At 65.8% G+C, this 19,502-nt stretch carries 17 protein-coding genes; 10 read left to right on the top strand and 7 right to left on the bottom strand.

Translation table 11 applies throughout. The annotated features are described in order from the left end of the window. The first annotated feature begins 45 nt into the window (after positions 1–45). The gene (locus RND64_RS05830; RefSeq protein ID WP_331436489.1) at positions 46–2,049 is read left to right on the top strand and encodes an HNH endonuclease signature motif containing protein; all 2,004 of its coding nucleotides are present in this window, start codon (positions 46–48) and stop codon (positions 2,047–2,049) included. 153 nt (positions 2,050–2,202) lie between these two features. Here RND64_RS05830 and RND64_RS05835 read toward each other — a convergent pair whose 3' ends face one another. Further along, positions 2,203–2,463, bottom strand: a complete 261-nt coding sequence (locus RND64_RS05835) for a hypothetical protein (protein ID WP_049697960.1) — start codon at positions 2,461–2,463, stop codon at positions 2,203–2,205. 309 nt (positions 2,464–2,772) lie between these two features. Here RND64_RS05835 and RND64_RS05840 point away from each other — a divergent pair, with 309 nt between their 5' ends. The 6 genes from RND64_RS05840 (at position 2,773) to RND64_RS05865 (ending at position 8,262) form a co-directional block, all read left to right on the top strand. After that, a complete protein-coding gene (locus RND64_RS05840; protein ID WP_049697961.1) occupies positions 2,773–3,636 on the top strand; it encodes a universal stress protein in 864 nt (287 codons plus the stop codon). A 224-nt stretch (positions 3,637–3,860) separates the two neighbouring features. Then, on the top strand, positions 3,861–4,307 hold the full coding sequence (gene soxR, locus RND64_RS05845) for a redox-sensitive transcriptional activator SoxR (RefSeq protein ID WP_049697962.1): 447 nt from the start codon (positions 3,861–3,863) through the stop codon (positions 4,305–4,307). A 38-nt stretch (positions 4,308–4,345) separates the two neighbouring features. Beyond that, positions 4,346–5,353, top strand: coding sequence for a patatin-like phospholipase family protein (locus RND64_RS05850; RefSeq protein ID WP_331436490.1), 1,008 nt, complete (start codon positions 4,346–4,348; stop codon positions 5,351–5,353). A gap of 5 nt (positions 5,354–5,358) precedes the next feature. Further along, complete coding sequence (locus RND64_RS05855) at positions 5,359–6,585, top strand: MFS transporter (protein WP_290727566.1); 1,227 nt, start codon at positions 5,359–5,361, stop codon at positions 6,583–6,585. 46 nt (positions 6,586–6,631) lie between these two features. Further along, positions 6,632–7,867 carry an arginine deiminase gene (locus RND64_RS05860; RefSeq protein WP_049697965.1) on the top strand — a complete coding sequence of 412 codons (1,236 nt, stop codon included), beginning with the start codon at positions 6,632–6,634 and terminating at the stop codon, positions 7,865–7,867. Positions 7,868–7,875: 8 nt separating this feature from the next. Beyond that, the gene (locus RND64_RS05865; protein WP_290727608.1) at positions 7,876–8,262 is read left to right on the top strand and encodes a GntR family transcriptional regulator; all 387 of its coding nucleotides are present in this window, start codon (positions 7,876–7,878) and stop codon (positions 8,260–8,262) included. Positions 8,263–8,394: 132 nt separating this feature from the next. Here RND64_RS05865 and RND64_RS05870 read toward each other — a convergent pair whose 3' ends face one another. Next, entirely contained in the window at positions 8,395–10,017 is a 1,623-nt protein-coding gene (locus tag RND64_RS05870) for a dolichyl-phosphate-mannose--protein mannosyltransferase (protein WP_290727568.1), read from the bottom strand. Positions 10,018–10,046: 29 nt separating this feature from the next. Here RND64_RS05870 and rsmI point away from each other — a divergent pair, with 29 nt between their 5' ends. Next, positions 10,047–10,922 (top strand): 16S rRNA (cytidine(1402)-2'-O)-methyltransferase, encoded by an 876-nt coding sequence (rsmI, locus tag RND64_RS05875; RefSeq protein WP_049697967.1) that lies wholly within the window; start codon positions 10,047–10,049, stop codon positions 10,920–10,922. A gap of 49 nt (positions 10,923–10,971) precedes the next feature. Here the strand turns inward: rsmI and RND64_RS05880 are convergent, their stop codons facing one another. From RND64_RS05880 to metG, 3 genes are read right to left on the bottom strand one after another with little or no spacing between them, the layout of a single operon-like run. Continuing rightward, positions 10,972–12,189 carry a GAF domain-containing protein gene (locus RND64_RS05880; protein WP_290727571.1) on the bottom strand — a complete coding sequence of 406 codons (1,218 nt, stop codon included), beginning with the start codon at positions 12,187–12,189 and terminating at the stop codon, positions 10,972–10,974. 10 nt (positions 12,190–12,199) lie between these two features. After that, the gene (locus tag RND64_RS05885) at positions 12,200–13,381 is read right to left on the bottom strand and encodes an aminodeoxychorismate synthase component I (RefSeq protein WP_290727573.1); all 1,182 of its coding nucleotides are present in this window, start codon (positions 13,379–13,381) and stop codon (positions 12,200–12,202) included. A gap of 19 nt (positions 13,382–13,400) precedes the next feature. Next, on the bottom strand, positions 13,401–14,972 hold the full coding sequence (gene metG / locus RND64_RS05890) for a methionine--tRNA ligase (RefSeq protein WP_290727575.1): 1,572 nt from the start codon (positions 14,970–14,972) through the stop codon (positions 13,401–13,403). Between metG and RND64_RS23115 the strand changes: the two genes are divergently transcribed. Further along, positions 14,961–15,185, top strand: a complete 225-nt coding sequence (locus RND64_RS23115) for an alanine-zipper protein (RefSeq protein ID WP_414652049.1) — start codon at positions 14,961–14,963, stop codon at positions 15,183–15,185. The genes metG and RND64_RS23115 overlap by 12 nt on opposite strands. After that, on the top strand, positions 15,179–16,294 hold the full coding sequence (locus tag RND64_RS05895) for an alpha/beta hydrolase (RefSeq protein ID WP_290727577.1): 1,116 nt from the start codon (positions 15,179–15,181) through the stop codon (positions 16,292–16,294). The genes RND64_RS23115 and RND64_RS05895 overlap by 7 nt, the downstream gene beginning before the upstream one ends. A 25-nt stretch (positions 16,295–16,319) precedes the next feature. Here the strand turns inward: RND64_RS05895 and RND64_RS05900 are convergent, their stop codons facing one another. Next, positions 16,320–18,674 (bottom strand): glycoside hydrolase family 65 protein, encoded by a 2,355-nt coding sequence (locus RND64_RS05900; protein ID WP_290727579.1) that lies wholly within the window; start codon positions 18,672–18,674, stop codon positions 16,320–16,322. Continuing rightward, positions 18,671–19,381, bottom strand: coding sequence for an HAD family hydrolase (locus tag RND64_RS05905; protein WP_290727581.1), 711 nt, complete (start codon positions 19,379–19,381; stop codon positions 18,671–18,673). The genes RND64_RS05900 and RND64_RS05905 overlap by 4 nt, the downstream gene beginning before the upstream one ends. Positions 19,382–19,502: the final 121 nt, after the last annotated feature.

Consider the following 19,502-nt stretch of genomic DNA (forward strand, 5'->3'; position numbering starts at 1 on the left):
TGTAGAACACATATTCGACATGACGTGGAGCGGGGGTGGCGGCACGTGAACAGCAGCAGCAATCGCAACAACAGCGAAAACGGTGGCGCACCTTCAGCTTTGGGATCGTCTGTTTTGGCCTCGGCTGCGGTGGGTTCTGCGGATGCGGTGGTGGCGGAAAAACTGTCACGCCTTGCCGCGGTGTTGGATGAGTTGGCGGCCGTCGATGTGTCGTTGGTGTCCGATGCGGCGCTGGTGGAAGCCACTGTGGAGGCCGAACGCCTGGCGCTGCGGACTGCGGGCGCGGTGACGGATCGCTTGATTGTGGAGGCCTCCGACCGGGATCTGCCCCGCGCCCTGGGTTTCCGCGATGTTCGTAACTTCATGGCGCATGGTCTGCACATTGGTGATCCAGCGGCGCGGCATCGGGTGATCGCCGCGACCGGCTCGTTCACCACGATCTGCGGTGACCGACTGCCACCGTCGTGTCCCACCCTGGCCGGCTACGTCGTGGAAGGCCGGGTCGCCGGTGCGCACGTGCGTGCGGTGCTCGAGGTGCTCGAAGCGATCCCCGGTGAGGTGTCGGCCGAGACGAAAGCTGCCGCCGAAGCACAGATGGCCGGCTACGCGGTCCAATTCACGCCCGCCGAAATCACCAACCTCGGTTCGCGGCTACTTGCCCATCTGGATCCGGATGGGACGCTGACCACCTCGAAGGACCGCAAACGTCGACGCCGCCTGTGGGTGAACCGGCAGAACGCACAACTCATGTCGCGGTTGACCGCCGATCTCGATCCGATCGCCCGCGCCCGCCTCGACACAGTGCTCGATGCGTGGGCCAAACCCGGCATGAACAACCCGGACGACCCGGAGTCACCGGTCGGACCGATCACCACCGCGAATGCGGAACAGGTCGCGGCCGCCGCCGTACGTGATCAACGCTCACCCGCACAACGCAACCACGACGCCTTCTCCGCACTCCTGCAGCAAGTACTTGAATCAGGAATGTTGGGCAACACCCACCGCGGGTTGCCGATCCAGGTCATCGTCACCACCAGCCTGCACGAGTTGGAAGCACAGGCAGGGATCGCACAAACCACATCCGGAACACTGCTGCCCATCCAAGATGTCATCGAGATGGCCGCCTCTACCGGAGCTAGCCAGTATTTGGCGGTGTTCGGCGACCACACCAGCATCCCGCTCTACCTGGGGCGGTCGAAGCGGATCGCGTCACTCGGACAACGACTCGCCTCATTCGCCTCACCCGGCGGAAAGATGTGTTCCGCCCCCGGCTGCAACCAACCTGCGAGCAGGGTGCAGATGCATCACGCCGCCAAAGACTGGGCAGACGGCGGCTTGACCGATATCGACCAACTCGTCCCGGCGTGTGACGTGCACAACCGCCGGGTCGGCCCAAAACCAGGCCAGTTCACCACCCGCATGATCACCGAAGGACCCGACACCGGGCGTGTCGCGTGGCGACTCAACGCCAAGCCGGGTATGCCAGAGAATCCCGAACGCATCAACCGCATCGCCGACGTCAAAGCCGACTTCCACGACTACCTCGCCGCAGAACACACCAGCAATCAAGCCGCAGCCGCAGCACGCGCCACCGGGTCAGGTACAGACGCGACGGTTACCGAGATCGGCGCGCGAGCAACAGGCAGAGGCGACGCCGAGATCGAGGCGCACACAGCCAGGACAGCGGGCGGCGCTGCGGACACGGCCAGCGCCGAGATCGTCGCGGACGCAGTGCATGGCTGGATGGTGTCGCCGCCCTCGGTGCCGGATTCGCCGAGCAGGCAGGTGGCACGTCAGACGCTCACCGGCGTCGAACTCGCGCTGGCGGATGGGATGCCTTCCGCTGATACTCCGCCTCTCGGCAGGCGGGTCGACATCCGATGGAACCTAACCAGGCCGCTCGAACTCGACCCCGAGCCGCCCACAGACCCCAACCCGCCCACAATCCCGGGCGCGCCAACAGGTCCAGCTCCACCGGGCGACCCCCTCGCACCCCACGGCGTCGACCCGCCAGACAGCCTCGGCCCACCGCTGGCCGACGCCGCCTGACCACCGCGGCGACCAGTACAGCGCGCCGACTCGGCTGACGCGGCCGCCCAACGAATCGGGCGCAACGTCGAATCTGGTTGTGTCGCAACCCATCTGCACCCCGCCACCACTCCGGTGGCGGGGTAGGGGTCGTGCCGAGCTGGTGGGTGAGTGTCAATCCACCAGCAGCAGCGGTGCCGTGCTGAACAGCACGATGACGAAGAAGGCGAACTCGAACCACATTGCGCCCTGCCAGATCTGCCAGCGGCCGCCTGCGCGCCAGACCCGGTACGTGCGTACCGCTGTCGTGAGCGCTGCGATCAGTACGACGATCGGGGCGACGATGAGCAGGAGCGTCTGCAGGCCGCCAGACGATGCGGCCGCGACCAGCACGATGGCGACCGTGAAGAACACCGTGATCACGACCGACGTCATTGCGCGACGGAACTCACTCGGCTCAGACGGTGACGGGCTGCCGGTTGCTTCGCCATCGGTGCGACCGGTGTGATCGCTGTGCGAATTATCTTGCGGCCCAGTCATTTTTGGGTCACCACCAATCGGTTCGGGTGAAGGGTGCGGCTGTTCGGGATGTAGGCGGCGGTTCATTCACCGTACATCCGTCGGTCATTGCAGCAGTCGCTGCCTGCGCCTTCGGGACCTTGTTCCATTGCCCTCGCAACCGTCGGCGGGCACGATGGATGGTGAGGGTTACTGAGCAGACAGTTGTGAGGAGTTGGAAAACAGATGAATGCGATTCTCGTCGGCGTCGACGGTTCTGAAGCGGCAACGGCAGCAGTCCGTTGGGCAGCCAAGGAAGCGGAACTCGAGCACCTCGACCTCAAGCTGGTCGGGGTCTACGACGCGAGCACGAGCGACTACGCGCCTGGGCTCATCATCCCGCAGGACGTGATCGATGCGATCCGGCAGGACGCCACCGATGCGGTGCAGAGCGCTGCTGCCGCAGCCAAGGAAGTTGCGCCCGACATCACCATCCATACGTCGATCGTCGACGGTGACGCTGCGCGTGTGCTGCTCGAGCTCGGCAAGGACGCTGCTCTGATCGTCGTCGGAACACGCAAGCTCGGCAGCGTGAAGGGACTCTTCCTCGGTTCCGTGAGTATCACGGTTGCCGCACACCACCACGGCCGCGTCGTCGTGATCGACGGCGAGGGCAACACCGACGGACCTGTCGTCGTCGGCATCGACGACTCGCCCGTGAGCGAGGCCGCCATCAAGGAGGCATTCCGGCAGGCGTCACTGCGCAATGTGTCGCTTGTCGCGGTGCACACCTGGACCCCGCTCGACGTCGACGCCCTGCACGGCTACGGAATCGATCCCGACGAGGTCACCCGTATGTCGCAGGATGCCGTCGAGGCACTCGCCGAGCGGCTGGCAGGCTTCGCGTCCGACTTCCCCGACGTGACGATCGAGCGGAAGGTCATCCCCGAGGACCCGGCCAAGGCCGTGCTCGACGCCGCAGGCGACAAGGCATCGCTGATCGTGGTCGGCAGCCGTGGTCGCGGAGGCTTCACCGGCCTGCTCCTGGGATCGACGAGCCAGAAGGTGCTGCGGGAGGCCAACGCTCCCGTGATGGTCGTCCGGAGCTGACCGGCCCGGGCCACCGGAGAGCCGCACCCTAAATGTGTGTCCAATCGAAGGAGTTGGGTGCTGCAGCACCCACATCTATCGATAGGACACACGTTTAGGTCTGGCGGGCCCCGCCGATCGAGTCGGGCCCGCCGATCGAGTCCGGCCCGCTGATCGAGCTTGTCGAGATCACGCATCCCGAATAGGCGACTTCAAGTTCACTTGAAGTCGCCTATTGTCGTTGTATGGGCCTCAAGAAGATCGAATTGTCCGTCGGTGAGCTGGCGCAGCGCGCGGGCATCGCGCCGTCGGCCGTGCGGTTCTACGAAGACCAGGGGCTGATCTTCTCGCGGCGCACGTCGGGCAATCAGCGGCGCTACCACCGCGCGATGCTGCGGAGGGTCGCCTTCATCCGCGCCTCCCAGGCTGCGGGGATACCGCTTGCGGTGATCGGGGAGGTGTTCACCGAGCTCGGCGATCACGAGTCGCCGTCGCGGGCGATGTGGGAGGCGGCGTCGCAGCGGTGGATCGCCGACATCAATCACCGCATCGACCTGCTCGAGACGATGCGCGACATGATCGGCTCGTGCGTCGGATGCGGTTGCCTCTCGTTGGGTGCGTGCCACCTGCTCAACCCTGGCGATGAGTTGAACCGGCAGGGTCCGGGTCCGAGGCGGCTTCCGATCGACTGACGCGTGCGGCGTCGGACGTCATCGTTAGGCTGAGCATCATGGCCCGACCGTCTCGCGTGGCCCTCGCTCTGGGTAGCGGGGGAGCTCGCGGTTACGCACACATCGGCGTCGTCACCGAACTCGACGCACGCGGGTACGAGATCGTCAGCGTCGCCGGATCATCGATGGGTGCGCTGGTCGGCGGGCTCTACTGTGCCGGGCGTCTCGACGACTACGTCGACTGGATCAGCGGTTTGTCGCAGCTCGACGTGATGCGTCTGCTCGACGTCTCGCTGTCCAAGCCGGGCGGGATGATCGGCGCCGAGCGCATCTTGGCGCGGGTCCGGGAGATCCTTGGCGACACCGTGATCGAAGACCTCGAGATCCCGTTCACCGCGGTCGCCACCGACCTGGCCGCAGGTCGACCGGTGTGGTTCCAGAAGGGCAGTCTCGTCGACGCCATCCGGGCGTCGATCGCGATCCCGGGAGTGATCCGGCCCCATGAGGTCGACGGCCGACTCCTCGCAGACGGCGGCATCCTCGACCCACTGCCTGTCGCCCCGACGTCGGCGGTCAGCAGCGACGTGACGATCGGCGTGGTGCTCGACGCCGACGAGGGCGCAGAACACGGCGCGAGTCGAGCACCCAAGACCAAGGGCGTGATCCGCCGCAACATCACCCCGTTGTTGGAAAACGACTGGGTGCGCTCGGTTCGCGAACGGTTCGGCGTCGAGGCCGACGACTCCGGGAGCCACGACGCTCGCGACGAGGACGCGCCCGCCGTGTCGGACGGATCCGACGACGTCGAGACGCTGTCAACGGCGAGCGAGGTCGACGACGGTGCCAAAGCGGCTCCGATGGGCAGAATCGAGATCCTGTTGCGCTCTCTCGACATCATGTCGATCGCGCTGACGCGCTACCAGATCGCGGGATACCCACCGGACATTCTGATTCGGGTGCCACGTAAAGCCGTGCGCACGTTGGATTTTCACAAGGCCACGGAGATGATCGAGCTGGGTCGCGCACTGACCGCCGAAGCGCTCGACAAGCTTCCGGAGGAGCCGTGATCTGAGTGAAGCAGATTCCTCGCGGGATCTGGGTGCTACTGGCTGCCAACGTGGTCATCGCGCTCGGCTTCGGTCTGATCGCGCCCGCACTCCCGACCTTCGCGCGCAGTTTCGACGTCGGCTACACCGCCGTGTCGGCAGTGGTGTCGGCGTTCGCGGTGATGCGACTGGTCTTCGCGCCCGCCACCGGACGCCTGGTGACGGTCCTCGGCGAACGACGCATCTACCTGACCGGTCTGCTGATCGTCGCGGCGAGCACATTGGCATGTGCGTTCGCGCAGAACTACATTCAGCTCCTGCTGTTCCGCGGTGCTGGTGGTATCGGTTCGACGATGTTCACGGTGTCGGCGATGGCACTGCTGATCAGGTTGTCGCCCAACGAGATCCGCGGCAAGGTCTCGGGGTTCTTCTCCGCGGGCTTCCTGATCGGCAACATCACCGGCCCACTGATCGGCAGCGCGCTGGTCGGGTTCGGATTGCGCATGCCGTTCGTGGTGTACGCCGTCGCACTGTTGATCGCGTCGGCGGTCGTCGCAACGCAACTGCGCGAGACCGCGGCGCCCGAGGTCTCCGACGTTCCGCAACGAGGTGCGATGTCGCTGCGAACCGCGTTGCACGACAGCGCCTACCGCGCGATCATCGCGTCGAACTTCACGCAGGGTTGGGCGTCGATGGGAGTGCGCGTCGCGGTGGTGCCGCTGTTCATCACCGAGGGACTCGACGAGTCGGCCGCCATGACCGGTGTGGTCCTCGCCGTGTACGCGGCCGGTAACGTCGCCGCGATCCTGGTCGCGGGAAGGATGTCCGACAGGCTCGGTCGTCGACCGGTGATGCTTCCCGGCCTCGCCATCATGGCGATCTCGACAGCCCTGCTCGGGTTTTCGCCGAATATCGTCTTCGCGCTGGTGCTCTCGCTGTTCGCCGGTGTCGGATCGGGATTGTTCGCCCCGACGCATCAGGCCGCGCTCGCCGACGTTCTCGGCGCCAGACGGCAGGGTGGTTCGGCGCTGGCGGCCTACAGCATGTCGTCGGATCTCGGTGCGGTCACCGGTCCGCTGATCGTCGGGTTCGTTGCTGGAGCTGTCGGATTCGGCCCGGCATTCGTGCTGACCGGAGCGGTGGCGGCCGTTGCGTTCGTCGCGTGGCTGTTCGCACGCGAGTCGGCTCCCGAGGTTGTCGGTGCCGTCCCGCGACTGCATCCGACGCAGCAGTCCGATCCCGACGCACCCTGACGCTCGGCGTCGAGCATGCGCGGCACTCGGCGACTAGATTTGATCCATGCCTGCGTCGACTGCCAGCGGTGACTACACACTCGGCTCCAACACGGAGGTCGGCCGACTACGCGCGGTGATGCTGCACCGCCCCGGCGACGAACTGCTGCGCCTCACCCCGCGCAACAGCGACCAACTGCTGTTCGACGGTTTGCCCTGGGTCGCACGCGCTCAAGAGGAGCACGACGAGTTCGCGGCCGCACTGACCGCGCGCGGCGTCGACGTCTTTCTCCTCGGTGATCTGCTCACCGAGACGCTCGACCACAGCGGCGCCGCGCGAATCCAGGGAATCGCAGCAGCAGTGAACTCCCGACTACTCGGACCGCACCTTGCCGAAGAGCTGGCCGGGTACCTGCGCGGCCTGCCCGCACCACAACTCGCCGACGTGTTGACCGCCGGCATGACCTTCGACGAGTTGCCGTTGACCCCGGCGGCGGAGTCGGCGTCGCTGGTGCGTCGCATGCACGTCGGGCCGGAGTTCGCCATAGCGCCGCTGCCCAATCTGCTGTTCACACGCGACAGTTCGTTCTGGATCGGGCCGCGCTTCGCGATCACCTCACTCGCGCTGCCCGCCCGCGTGCGAGAGACCTCACTAACCGACCTGATCTACGCGCACCACCCGCTGTTCACGGGTGCGCGACGCGCGTACGAATCGCAGGTCGCACCCGTCGAAGGAGGCGACGTGCTGCTGCTGGCGCCAGGAGTCGTCGCCGTGGGAGTCGGTGAACGCACCACCCCCGCCGGCGCAGAAGCCTTGGCGCGCAGCCTGTTCGCCGACGGACTGGCCCACACCGCGCTGGCCGTTCCGATCGAGCAACAGCGCGCATTCATGCACCTCGACACGGTCTGCACCATGGTCGACGCCGATGCCGTCGTGATGTATCCGAACATCCGCGACAGCATGTCGGCATTCACGTTGCGCGACCTCGGCGACGGCGACGTCGACGTGAGCGGGCCGCGCCCGTTCGTGGAGGCGGCCGCGGACGCGATGGGCATCGGCAAACTCCGCGTCATCGACACCGGCCTCGACCCGGTCACCGCCGAGCGTGAGCAGTGGGACGACGGCAACAACACTCTCGCTGTCGAACCGGGTGTCGTCGTCTCCTACAACCGCAACGTCGAGACGAACCGCAGACTCGTCGACTCGGGTATCGAGGTGATCGAGATCGAGGGCCGTGAACTCGGCTCCGGCCGTGGCGGTCCACGGTGCATGTCGTGTCCGCTGTCGCGGGACCCGCTCTGAGGTCGACGATGGACCTCGCCGCACGGCTCGCCATCGACCACGACTCCGATCGCGCACCCTTCGAACAGGTCCGCCTCGGCGTCATCGACCTCGTCACGCGGGGCCAACTGCTTGTCGGAGAACGACTTCCGACGGTGCGCGCACTGGCCGCCGACCTCGACCTCGCCCCCAACACGGTCGCGAAAAGCTATCGCGAACTCGAGGCCGCCGGGATCATCGAGACCAGGGGCCGACGCGGAACATTTATCAAAGCCGGATCGAACACGACGCTCGACGACGCCCAGCGCGCCACCGTCGGCCACGTCGCCGCACTGCGTGCGATGGGAGTCGACGACGCCACGATCGTCGACCTGGTCACGCGGGCCGTCGGCGGCGACGAGCATCCCGCTGGCTGAGCGGCCCGCCGCTGGTTGAGCGCCCCACCGCTGGTTGAGCCTGTCGAAACCACCCCGCCCACCGCTGGTTGAGCCTGTCGAAACCACCCCGCCCACCGCTGGTTGAGCCTGTCGAAACCACCCGCCCGCGTGTCAGCCCCAGCTCGGCAGCCAGATCTGTTGGTGCCATTCCTCGGGCGAGATGGGACTAGCGGTGAGGATCGGCCAGAGCCAGGCGAAGTTCGCGACGACCAGCCCGATGTAGATCGCGACGACGATGATGCCGAGAACCTGCCGTTCCGGCCGGGGTCTGGTCGGCGACGATCTGGTGGCTCGCAGTATGTCGCCACAACACAGAGCCAGGCCCATCACGAGGAACGGTGCCAGGACCGTCGCGTAGAAGAAGTACATCTGGCGGTCGAGTTCGGCGAACCACGGCACAAAGCCCGCGCCGTATCCGACGATCACCGCGGCGTAGCGCCAGTCGCGTCGGATCAGAAAGGCCCACAACCCCCAGAGCAGCATCGGAAGCGCGAGCCACCACATTGCCGGTGACCCGATCAGCATCTGGGCGCGGACGCATTGGCCGCCGCCACATTGGTCGGGTCCGTTCTCCAGTGCGTACAGCATGGGGCGCAGGCTCATGGGCCACGTCCACGGCTTGGACTCCCAGGGATGGTGGTTACCGGCCGAGTTCGTCAGACCGGCGTGGAACTTGAGCACCCCGGCCTCGTAGTACAAGAGCGATCGCCACGCGCCGGGCACCCACGCGTACGGTCCGTCGGTCCCGATCGTGTTGCCGACCTGGTAGCGGTACACCGACGTCTCGCTCGTGAACCACGGGACAAAGCTCGCGAAGTAGATGGCGATCGGCATCACGACGAGGCTCGCGACGCCGGGTACGGCGTCACGAACCAGCGCGCCCGCCCAGGGGCGTCGAACGTGATAGGCCTTGCGCGCTGCGACGTCGAATCCGATCACCAGCAGGCCGAAGAAAATGATGTAGTAGATGCCCGACCACTTCGTCGCACACGTCAGCCCGAGCATCACCCCCGCGGTGAAGCGGTACCACCGGAAGCCCAGGCGAGGTCCGAACTGCGAGTCGTTGATGCGGCCGTCGAGGTAGGCGTTGAACATCCGCTCGCGTACCTGGTCGCGGTCGCAGATGACCGCGGTGAATGCTGCGACCACGAACAGGCACTGGAAGATGTCGAGCATGCCCATGCGTGACTGCACGAACAGCACGCCGTCGCAGATCGCGAATACCGCGGCGATCGCTCCGATGAGTGTCGACCGTGCCATTCGACGCACGACCCGGTAGATCATCACCACGATCGCGACGCCCGCGACCGCGGACATGACCCGCCAACCGAGCGGACTGTATCCGAACATCCACTCGCCGACGGCCAACAGCCACTTACCGGCCGGTGGATGCACGACGAGTCCGTAGGCCGGATTGTCCTCGATCCAGTTGCCGCCGGTCAGCACCTGCCAGCCCTGCGGAACGTAGTGCTTCTCATCGAAGACCGGTGTGCCCTGGTCTGTCGGGTGGTTCAGTCCCCAGAAGCGGGTGGCGGTGGCCACCAGAGTGATGATCAGACCGACGATCAGGCCCCGCGTTCGGTCGGGTGCGCCGAAGAGTGGCACCTCGATTTCGGGGTCGGGTCGGACCCGCGTCGAACGCAGCGCGGCCACCTTGAGCAGGCGTCCGCGGGCGGGTGTCGGATCGGCGGCGGGCGCAGCGATGGGTCCGTCGACGATGGTCACCCGGACCATCGTAATGTCCCGCTCGTACAGTGATTCGCATGATTCCCGCTCCGGACGCGTCCGACACCGACACGGGCAACGGTCGACTCGTCCTGGCCGCGACCCCGATGGGTCAGGTCGACGACGCGTCGTCGCGTCTGCGGCATGCTCTCGCGACCGCCGACATCGTGGCGGCCGAAGACACCCGACGCACTCGGGCGCTGGCCCAAGCGCTCGACGTGACGATCACCGGAAACGTCGTCAGCTACTACGACCAGGTCGAGGCCGCACGGACCCCGGCGCTCCTCGACGCGATCCGCGCCGGAAGCACAGTGCTACTGGTCACCGATGCCGGCATGCCATCGGTCAGCGATCCGGGCCACAAGATCGTCGCAGCATGTGCGGCGGCGGGTCTGCGGGTCACCGCGCTGCCCGGACCGTCGGCGGTGACCACTGCGCTCGCGGTCTCCGGCCTACCGTCGGACCGCTTCTGCTTTGAGGGTTTCGCGCCACGCAAACATCAGGCACGGCTCGACTGGCTGACCCAGTTCGTCGACGAACCGCGCACCGTGGTCTTCTTCGATTCACCCCACCGCCTCGCCGACACCCTCGTCGACGCCGTCGACGTTCTCGGACCCGATCGCGAGGCGGCGGTGTGTCGGGAACTGACGAAAACGTACGAGGAGATCCGTCGGGGCCCGCTCGCCGACCTCGCGCAGTGGGCGGCCGAGGGCGTCCGTGGCGAGATCACCGTCGTCTTGGCGCCGGGGGAACGTCGGGTACCGGCCGTCGACGACCTCGTCGAACAGGCCGAACAGCTCGTCGCGGGTGGTCTACGACTCAAGGAAGCCTGCGCGCAGGTCACAGAGGGTACGGGCGTGTCGCGGCGGGACATCTACGAGGCGGTCCTGGCCGCACGCACCGAGACGGACTAGCACCGCAGGTCACCGAGCTAACCGGGACTGCTGGACAATCAGCCGACTGTCAGTCGGGGACGACGGTCAGCGTCACGTCGGTGGCAAGCCGGTACGGCCGACTGGCCACGAGGGTGCCGACGGCCCGGCGCAGGCGCGACATCTCGGACCGCACCGACACCTCGTGGGTCGCGTCGCCGAACAGCATCTTGCTCAACTCCGCAGAGGTGAGGCCCGCGCGCCCGGCGTCGGAAAGCAGTAGCAGGATCTGCGCGTGACGTCGCGTGATGACGATGGTGATGTGGTCGGGCCCGTCGGTGACATGAATCGACGGTTCGCCGCGGAGGTCGAGCTCGATGAGAATCGGACCCGGCGGTCCTGCCGGGCGTACCACCCAGCCGCCGACGATGCGCTCGGCGACGCACACACCGAGCCCCGTCACGAAGCGCAGCTCACCGTCGCTCGGTGGGGCGATCCTGGTCGGGGCGATCACTCCGCGGCTTTCTGCGACGAGACCGTCGTCGTCGACGAGTAGCGCAGCCTTGAAGGCGGACAACGTCTTTCCGCCGGTCTCACGCAACGTGCTCAGTCTGCGCTGGTGTTCGTCAGAGACGTCGCGGGCGCAGAACTCGGCGACAGACGCCGCAAGCATGAGCGTCGCGGGCTGGACGGCATTCATCTGCCCTCCGAAGGCAATCACCCCGGCGACGTCGCCGGTGACCCGATCGAGGACGGGAGCTCCCGTGCAGTACCAGTCGCCCAGTGCCTTCGCGTAGTGCTCGGCGGGGTAGACGCGCTGCGGTCTGGGGTCGGCGAGTACCTGTCCCACCACGGTCGTTGCGGCCGATTCTTCATCCCAGCGCGCACCCTCGGTGATGTGCAACCCGTGCGCCGCGTCGCGGAGTCGGGAATCGGCTTGTCCCCACAGCATCACGCCGTCGGCGTCGAACATCCCGAAGACGAGCTCGGATTCGTCGGCGCTCGCGTCGACGATCGCCCGTGCTGCCGTCGACGCGTGCCGAAGCGGACTCTGTTCACGGCGACGGTCGAGTTCGTCGGCATTGACCAGTTCGGGCCGATGGGTGTCGCGTTGGTGTCCGCGGGCGCGGGCGCGCAGCCACGATTCGAGAACTGATGTCGGGGGCGTGTAGTTATCCGGATAGCGGTGCGCAGTCTGTGTCGAGCCGACCGCGTCAGCGCCGAGTGATTCACTGATGATCGAGGCTCGGATATCGGCGAGGTCGGTGGTGATCTCGGCGGCCTGCTGGACGGTCGCGGCCCAATTCATATCGATAACGTTAGCCGAGCACACTCGGTCGCGCGTTGATCACACTTGCGGCTTTGTCGAGGCATTCCTGCCATTCACGATGCGGATCCGAATCGGCGGTGATGCCGCCACCGACGCCCAGCGCCATTGAGCCGTCGGGTGCGATCTCGACTGTCCGGATCGCGACGTTGAGATCGAGCAGGCCTGCTGGACCTGCCAATCCAACTGCCCCGCAGTACACCCCGCGTGGGTCGCGCTCCCAGTCGGCCAGCAGTTGCATGGCCCTGAGTTTGGGTGTTCCGGTGACCGACGCCGGGGGGAACGTGGCATCGAGTAACGCCACGTTGCCGATCTCCGGCGGCAGTTGCGCCCCGACCCGCGAGACGAGGTGCCACACGCCCGGCGCACCGACGACCTCGAGCAGCCGCTCGACGCGCACCGACCCGGTGCATGCCACACGACCGAGGTCGTTGCGTACGAGGTCGACGATCATGATGTTCTCGGCGATGTCCTTCGACGACGCCGCGAGCACCGTCGGGTCGTCGCCCGCGGCGATGGTGCCCTTGATGGGTGCCGACCACACACGCTCGCCACGTCGGGACAGGAAGGTCTCGGGGGAGAAGCTCGCCACTGCGCCCCAATCGCCCTGTAGGAAAGCAGATTTGGCGGGTCGGGTGCGCGACACGAGATCTGCGAAGAACCCGCACGCAGAACCGGTGAGCGTTCCGGTGAATCGGGTACACAGGCATGCCTGATAGATCTCACCGGCGCTGATGGCCTCGAGGCAGTGCTCGATCGCTGCCAGGTGTGGTCGAGGGTCTGGGGGTTCCCACCGGGTCGACCACCCTCGGGTCGAGTCGTCGACTTCCGTTGCGGCATCGACCAATACCTCGCGCACCCAGTCGGGTGGCCCGGTGCCGGAGGCGCTGACATGCTGCCAGCGCCCGCCCTTGAGTACCAGGAGGTGGTCGGTCTCACCACCAGCGATCGTCGGCAATGCTGATTCGACGCCGCGCACCGGAAAACCCAAGTATCCCAACCAGAATCGGTCGGGACGATCGGGTGGTGCAAGACCTGGGCGTACCTCGATCGACGGCGCGATGACCGCGTCGGCATCCCACCAGTCGCCCACAAGGGCTGCGGGAGGCGGTGATCCGCGACGCGCGGTCGCCACCTGCAGCGTGCGTAGCAGGTTCGTCGCGGTCGGGGTCAACGCGTCACCGCACACCGGCTCACGCGTCGCGGCGCGGGAAAATCACTGTGGGCTTGGGCAATTGGGTTCCGGGCGTGAGGCGGTCGTCGACGGTTGTGAACTCTCGATCGTCGCCGACGGCCAGCAGGTCGAGCAGCGCGTTGCACGACGTCGGCATGACGGGCTGCGCCAGAAGTGCGACCACGCGCACCACCTCTGCGCACACGTAGAGCACGGTGCCCGTCCGGTCGAGATCGGTCTTCGCGAGCTTCCACGGTTCCTGCGCCGAGATGTACCGATTGGTCTGCGCCAGCACCGACCACAGTGCCTCGAGCCCCAGATGGATCGCCTGCACGTCGAAGTTTTCGCGCACGCGTGGCAGCAGTTCGCTTGTGGCGTCGAGGATCTCGGAATCGGCGTCGGTGTAGGCGCCGGGGGTCGGGACCGCACCGTCGAAGTACTTGCCGATCATCGACAGCGTGCGCTGCGCGAGATTGCCGAACTCGTTGGCGAGGTCGGCGTTGACGCGTGCGGTCATGCTCTCGGCGGAGTACGAGCCGTCCTGGCCGTAGGGCACCTCGCGCAGCAGGAAGTAGCGGAGTTGGTCGAGGCCGAACTCGTCGAGGAGGCTCTCCGGATCGACGACGTTGCCGAGCGACTTGCTCATCTTCTCGCCCTTGTTGAACAAGAAGCCGTGCGCGAAGACCCGCTTGGGTAGTTCGATTCCTGCGCTCATCAGAAACGCCGGCCAGTAGACGCAGTGGAAGCGGATGATGTCTTTGCCGATCACGTGCAGATCGGCGGGCCAGTACCGCTCGAACGTGGCGGCGTCGTCGGGGAAGCCGACGCCGGTGAGGTAGTTGGTCAGCGCGTCGACCCACACGTACATGACGTGATCGGGATGCCCGGGCACCGGGACACCCCAGTCGAACGTGGTGCGCGAGACCGACAGGTCGGTCAGGCCCCCCTTGACGAAGCTGACCACCTCGTTGCGTCGGACATCCGGTCCGATGAACTCCGGGTGCGATTCGTACAGTTCGAGCAGTCGATCCTGATACGCCGAGAGTCGGAAGAAGTAGGTCTGCTCTTCGGTCCAGGTCAGGACATGCCCGTTGTCGGAGGCCACGCGTTCGCCCGCGTCGTTGACCGTGGTGTCGGTCTCGGCGTAGAAGGTCTCGTCACGGACGTCGTACCAGCCCGAATAGGTGTCGAGGTAGATGTCGCCCGCATCGGCCATGCGCTTCCAGATGACTTCCGACGCGCGCTTGTGGTCGTCGTCGGATGTTCGGATGAAGCGGTCGTAACTGGAGCCGAGGCGGTCCTGGAGAGCCTGGAAGCGATCGGAGTTGCGCTTGGCCAGCTCCGCCGTCGGGATGCCCTCTTTCTCCGCGGTCTGCTGCATCTTCTGCCCGTGCACGTCGGTTCCGGTGAGGAATCGGACGTCGAATCCGTCGAGACGCTTGAACCGGGCGAGCGCGTCAGCCGAGATGTACTCGTAGGCGTGCCCGATGTGCGGTGCGCCGTTGGGGTAGGCGATGGCCGTCGTGATGTAGTACGGACGCCCTGCGCCGTGTGATGTACGCGTGTCGGTGCTGGTCAGATCAGTGGGCATAGTGTCTGCCAGGATACTTGGTCGCCCGACGCCCGAGCGCCCCGCGTCGACCGCGCGCTCCGGACAGCCGACTGGGCGCTCGAGACGGCCGATTGGGCGCTCGAGACAGCCGACTGTGCGCCAGATCGTGCCGACTGGGCGCTCGAGACAGCCGACCGTGCGTTCATCGAGGCCGATCGAAGTGACACGTCCCGTATTCTGACCGCATGGTGATGGCTGATCGACCCGAGGTGGAGACCGCATCCAAGCCGGTCGCGGCGTTGACGATGGTTGGCCTCGGCGAGAGTCTGCTGAACGGTCTCGCGCGAGTGCCCTTCTCAAAACCGTGGAAGGGGCCCGCTGGATTCCTCGACAACGTCGGCCAGTCCGTCACCAGGAACACCATTCGCGCGTTCATGGGGTATTCGATGGGATTGCCTATCGAGGAGTTCCGTTCGATGGAGAAGGCGCTCGACGACATCTGCAACGTCGTCCTGCCGCCGGTCATCGAACTCGCGGGCAAGGTCGACATCTCCGAAGACGAGATCAACGGCGTGGCGGGAATCTGGTGCCGTGCCAAGGCCAGCAGCGACGAATTCGTCGACGACGACGAAACCAAGGAATCCATCGGGGCAACTGTTCTCTACCTGCACGGCGGTGGGTACATCGGTACGACGCCGATCATGTACTCGGCATTCGCCGCAGCGCTGGTTCGGATCACCGGTTTCGAGATCTTCATCCCGGACTACCGCATGGCACCCGAATTCCCCTTTCCCGCAGGAGTTCTCGACGCCGCCGACGTCTACCAGGGCCTACTCGACCGGGGAATCGACGCCGATCACCTGATGGTTGCGGGAGATTCCGGCGGTGGTGGTCTCGCGACGTCGTTGATCAGCTATCTGCACAACCAGGGCATGCCTCGGCCGGCGGCGCTCGCGCTGTTCTCGCCCGAGATCGACCTCGACCTCGACAACGCCTCGGTGACCGAGAACGCCAAGTACGACATCCTGCCGTGGAGCATCCCGGTCACCCCGTACCTGCACGGCGTGCAGCCCAACGACGTCAGGGTGTCGATCGTCTACGCCGAACCGAGTCCCGACTGGTTTCCCCCGACGTTCGTCTGCTGGGGCGAGTACGAGATGTTCCGCGACGGCATCCGCGACTTCGTCGGGAAACTCGAGGCCAACGGTGTCGGCGTGTACGGATACGAGGGTCGCGGTATGTTCCACGTCTTCCCGATCCTCATGCCGTGGGCGGAGGCGTCGAAAGACGTTCTGAGAGAACTGCGGACGCGCATCGCGCGCAACATCAAGGCCGACCCGGAGGCCAAGCCGACGCACTGAGGCGTCGGGCTCGGCCACCCGGGAGTCAGTCTCGGTGATACGGCTCGCAGCCCACCGGCGCCTTCGGCGGCTCACGATGTTCGATCTCCGCGATGTCGCGCGTCACCGGGTGCTCCGCGGTGAGCGTGAACTTCTCACCGTGGTGCGCGAGGTCGATCTTCGGACCGGACAGCAGGCGGTACGTCGCGGTCTTCTTGTCGACGGCGACGACGATCTTCGAATCCCGCACCGTCATACGGAAAGACATATAGGTCAGTCGCGGTGGGAGCCGGGGCGCAAACGTGATGTGGCCACCGAAGTCGCGCATGCCGCCGAATCCTGCGACGCAGTCCATCCACGCACCCGCCAGCGCGGCGATGTGCAAACCACTGCTGACGTTGCTGTGTAGGTCGTGAAGATCGGTGAAGACCGATTCGGCGAGGAGGTCGTAGCTGAGGTCAAGGTAGCCCACCTCGGCAGCCGTGACGGCCTCACAGCACGCCGACAGCGAGGAGTCGCGGACGGTGAGTGGATAGTAGTAGTCGAAGTTGCGGAGCTTCTGTTCCTCGGTGAACGCCCGGCCGAACATGTACATCGCGAACACGAGGTCGGCCTGCTTGACCACCTGTTTGCGGTACAGGTCGTAGTACGGATAGTTCAGCAGCAGTGGGTATTTGCCGACCGACGCCGCGAAATCCCACGCGCCGAGCAGAGTGAACGCCTCGCACTGCTGGTGGACTCCCAACGCGTCGTCGTACGGGATCGTCATGTCGTCGGCGCACGATTCCCAGTGCGCCGCTTCAGCATTCGTCACGCCGTACTTCTGCGCGAGATCGGGGCGGCGATGGACCCAGGCCACGCCGTCGCGAAGTGCCAGTTGCGCAGCGAGATTGGTGAACACGTTGTTGTTGACGACGGCGGTGTACTCGTCGGGTCCGGTCACACCGTCGAGCCGGAAGTGTCCGTTGACGTCGTGATGCCCGAGACCGGCGAAGAGACGGGCGATCTCGACGAGAAGCTCGACGCCGCACTCGGTCTCGAACTGTTCGTCCTCGGTGGCGCGCATGTAGCGTGCGGTCGCGTTGGCGATGTCGGCGCTGACGTGCACACCCGCGGTACCAGCAGGCCAGTAGCCCGAACACTCGTCACCATTGATCGAGCGCCACGGGAACATGGCGCCGCGCTGTCCGAGTTCTGCTGCGCGTGACTTCGCCTTGTCCATCGTCGAATGGCGCCAACGCAATTCCTCACCTGCTGCCGCCGGGACGGTGTAGGTGAGCATGGGCAGGATGAAACTCTCGGTGTCCCAAAAGGTGTGGCCGTCGTATCCCGGTCCGGTGAGTCCCTTGGCGGGGATCGCGCGTGACTGTCCGCGCGCACCGGCCTGCAGCACGTGGAAGAGCGCGAAGCGCACCGCCTGCTGAACCTCGGGATCGCCGTCGAGTTCGATGTCGGCGTCGCGCCAGAAGTCGTCCATGTAGGCGGTCTGCATCGCCTTCAACGATTCCCAGCCGGTCTCCATCGCCATGGCGAGGGCAGCGTCGACCTGAGCACGAAGTGCGGGAACCGACCGTCGAGCCGACCATCCGTAGCCGATGTACTTCGTCATCTTCAACGACGTTCCTTCCGGAACGTTCGCCGCAATGGTCAGGCGAGCCAGATCGTCGTCGGCACGGATGAAACTGTCTGCCGCGCCGGGGAAGTCGATCTGATGATCCATGCCTGCCGCCATGTGCAACCCGGACTGTTTGGTGTGGTGCACCAGGATGCCCCAGTAGTTGCGGCACGTCGCGAGGTCGGAGACCAGTGGCGACTCGAGCGCTGCGGCGAGTCGGGGATCGTTGCCCGGCACCGGAACCGGCTCGTTGGCGAGCAGATCGGACTGCAGCACGATCTTCATGTCTTCGCCGACGGGCTCCACTTCGTAGTGGATCGCGGCGATGGTGCGTTTGGTGAACGACACCAGCCGCTCGGACTTGATACGCACCGTGCGGCCGGTCGGCGAGGTCCAGAGAGTGTTGCGACGCAGCGTTCCGGTACGGAAATCGAGTGTCTGCGAGTGTTCTTCGGTGCGGCCGTATCGCAGATCCATCGGCTCGTCCTCGACGAGGAGGCGAATGATCTTGCCGTCGGTCACATTGACGACGGTCTGGCCGGATTCGGGGTAGCCGTAGCCGCTTTCGGCGTACGGCAAATCCCGCAGTTCATAGAAGCCGTTGAGGTAGGTGCCGGGATGATCGACCGGCTCACCCTCTTCGAAGCTGCCGCGCAGTCCGATGTGGCCGTTGGACAGGGCGAACAGCGTCTCGTTTCGACCGAGCTTCTCGAGATCGACTCCGCGCCAGTGCAACTGCCACGGATCGATGTCGAATCCGGTGCTCTGTTCTGTGGTGCGGCTCATGCGGGGATCAGCTCGTCGAGATCGTTGACGACGATGTCGGCGCCCGTGGTGCGCATCGCCTCAGCCTGGGTGCCGCCGACTCGGTCGATACCGACGACGTAGCCGAAGTGGCCTGCCACGCCTGCCTGTACACCTGAGATCGCGTCCTCGAAGACGGCTGCTGCCGTCGGTTCGACGCCCATCAATTCTGCCCCCAAGAGAAATGAGTCGGGCGCGGGTTTCCCGCGCAGTCCACGTGCGGCCGTTTCCTGTCCGTCGACACGCACTTCCACGTACTTCGACAGTCCTGCAGCGTCGAGTACGGCCTCTCCGTTCTTCGACGATGTCACCACTGCGATGCGTAGCCCGGCTTCCTGGGCGGCCTGCAGATAACGCACCGACCCGGGATAGGGATTCACGCCGTCACTGGAGAGTTTGTCCAGGAACATCGCGTTCTTCTCCGAGCCGATTCGCTCGGTCGTCGCCTCATCGACATCGTCGATGCCGCGTGACGACAAGAACGCGCGCACACCGTCCTCCCGTGGACGACCGTCGACGTAGTCGAGGTAGTCCTGTTCGGTGAACGGCACGAAGTCGTCGCTGTCGCGGTCACGTAGGAAGTCGTCGAAGGCGGCTTTCCACGCAACGCGATGTAGGACGGCGGTACTCGTGAGAACACCGTCGAGGTCGAATAGGGCGACCGAGATCTGTTCTGGCAAACCCAACACGTCCGACACGCTACCCGCCTGGGGGGTTCACGGCGCGGTATGCGCACAGACCACACGTCGAGCCAGGCGCGTCGCGCCAGTGCCCGGCGGCGCGAGATCCGTCGTCGCAAATCGCTGGACA

This window comes from Gordonia sp. w5E2, from assembly GCF_036540975.1.
Classification (GTDB): Bacteria; Actinomycetota; Actinomycetes; order Mycobacteriales; family Mycobacteriaceae; genus Gordonia; species Gordonia jacobaea.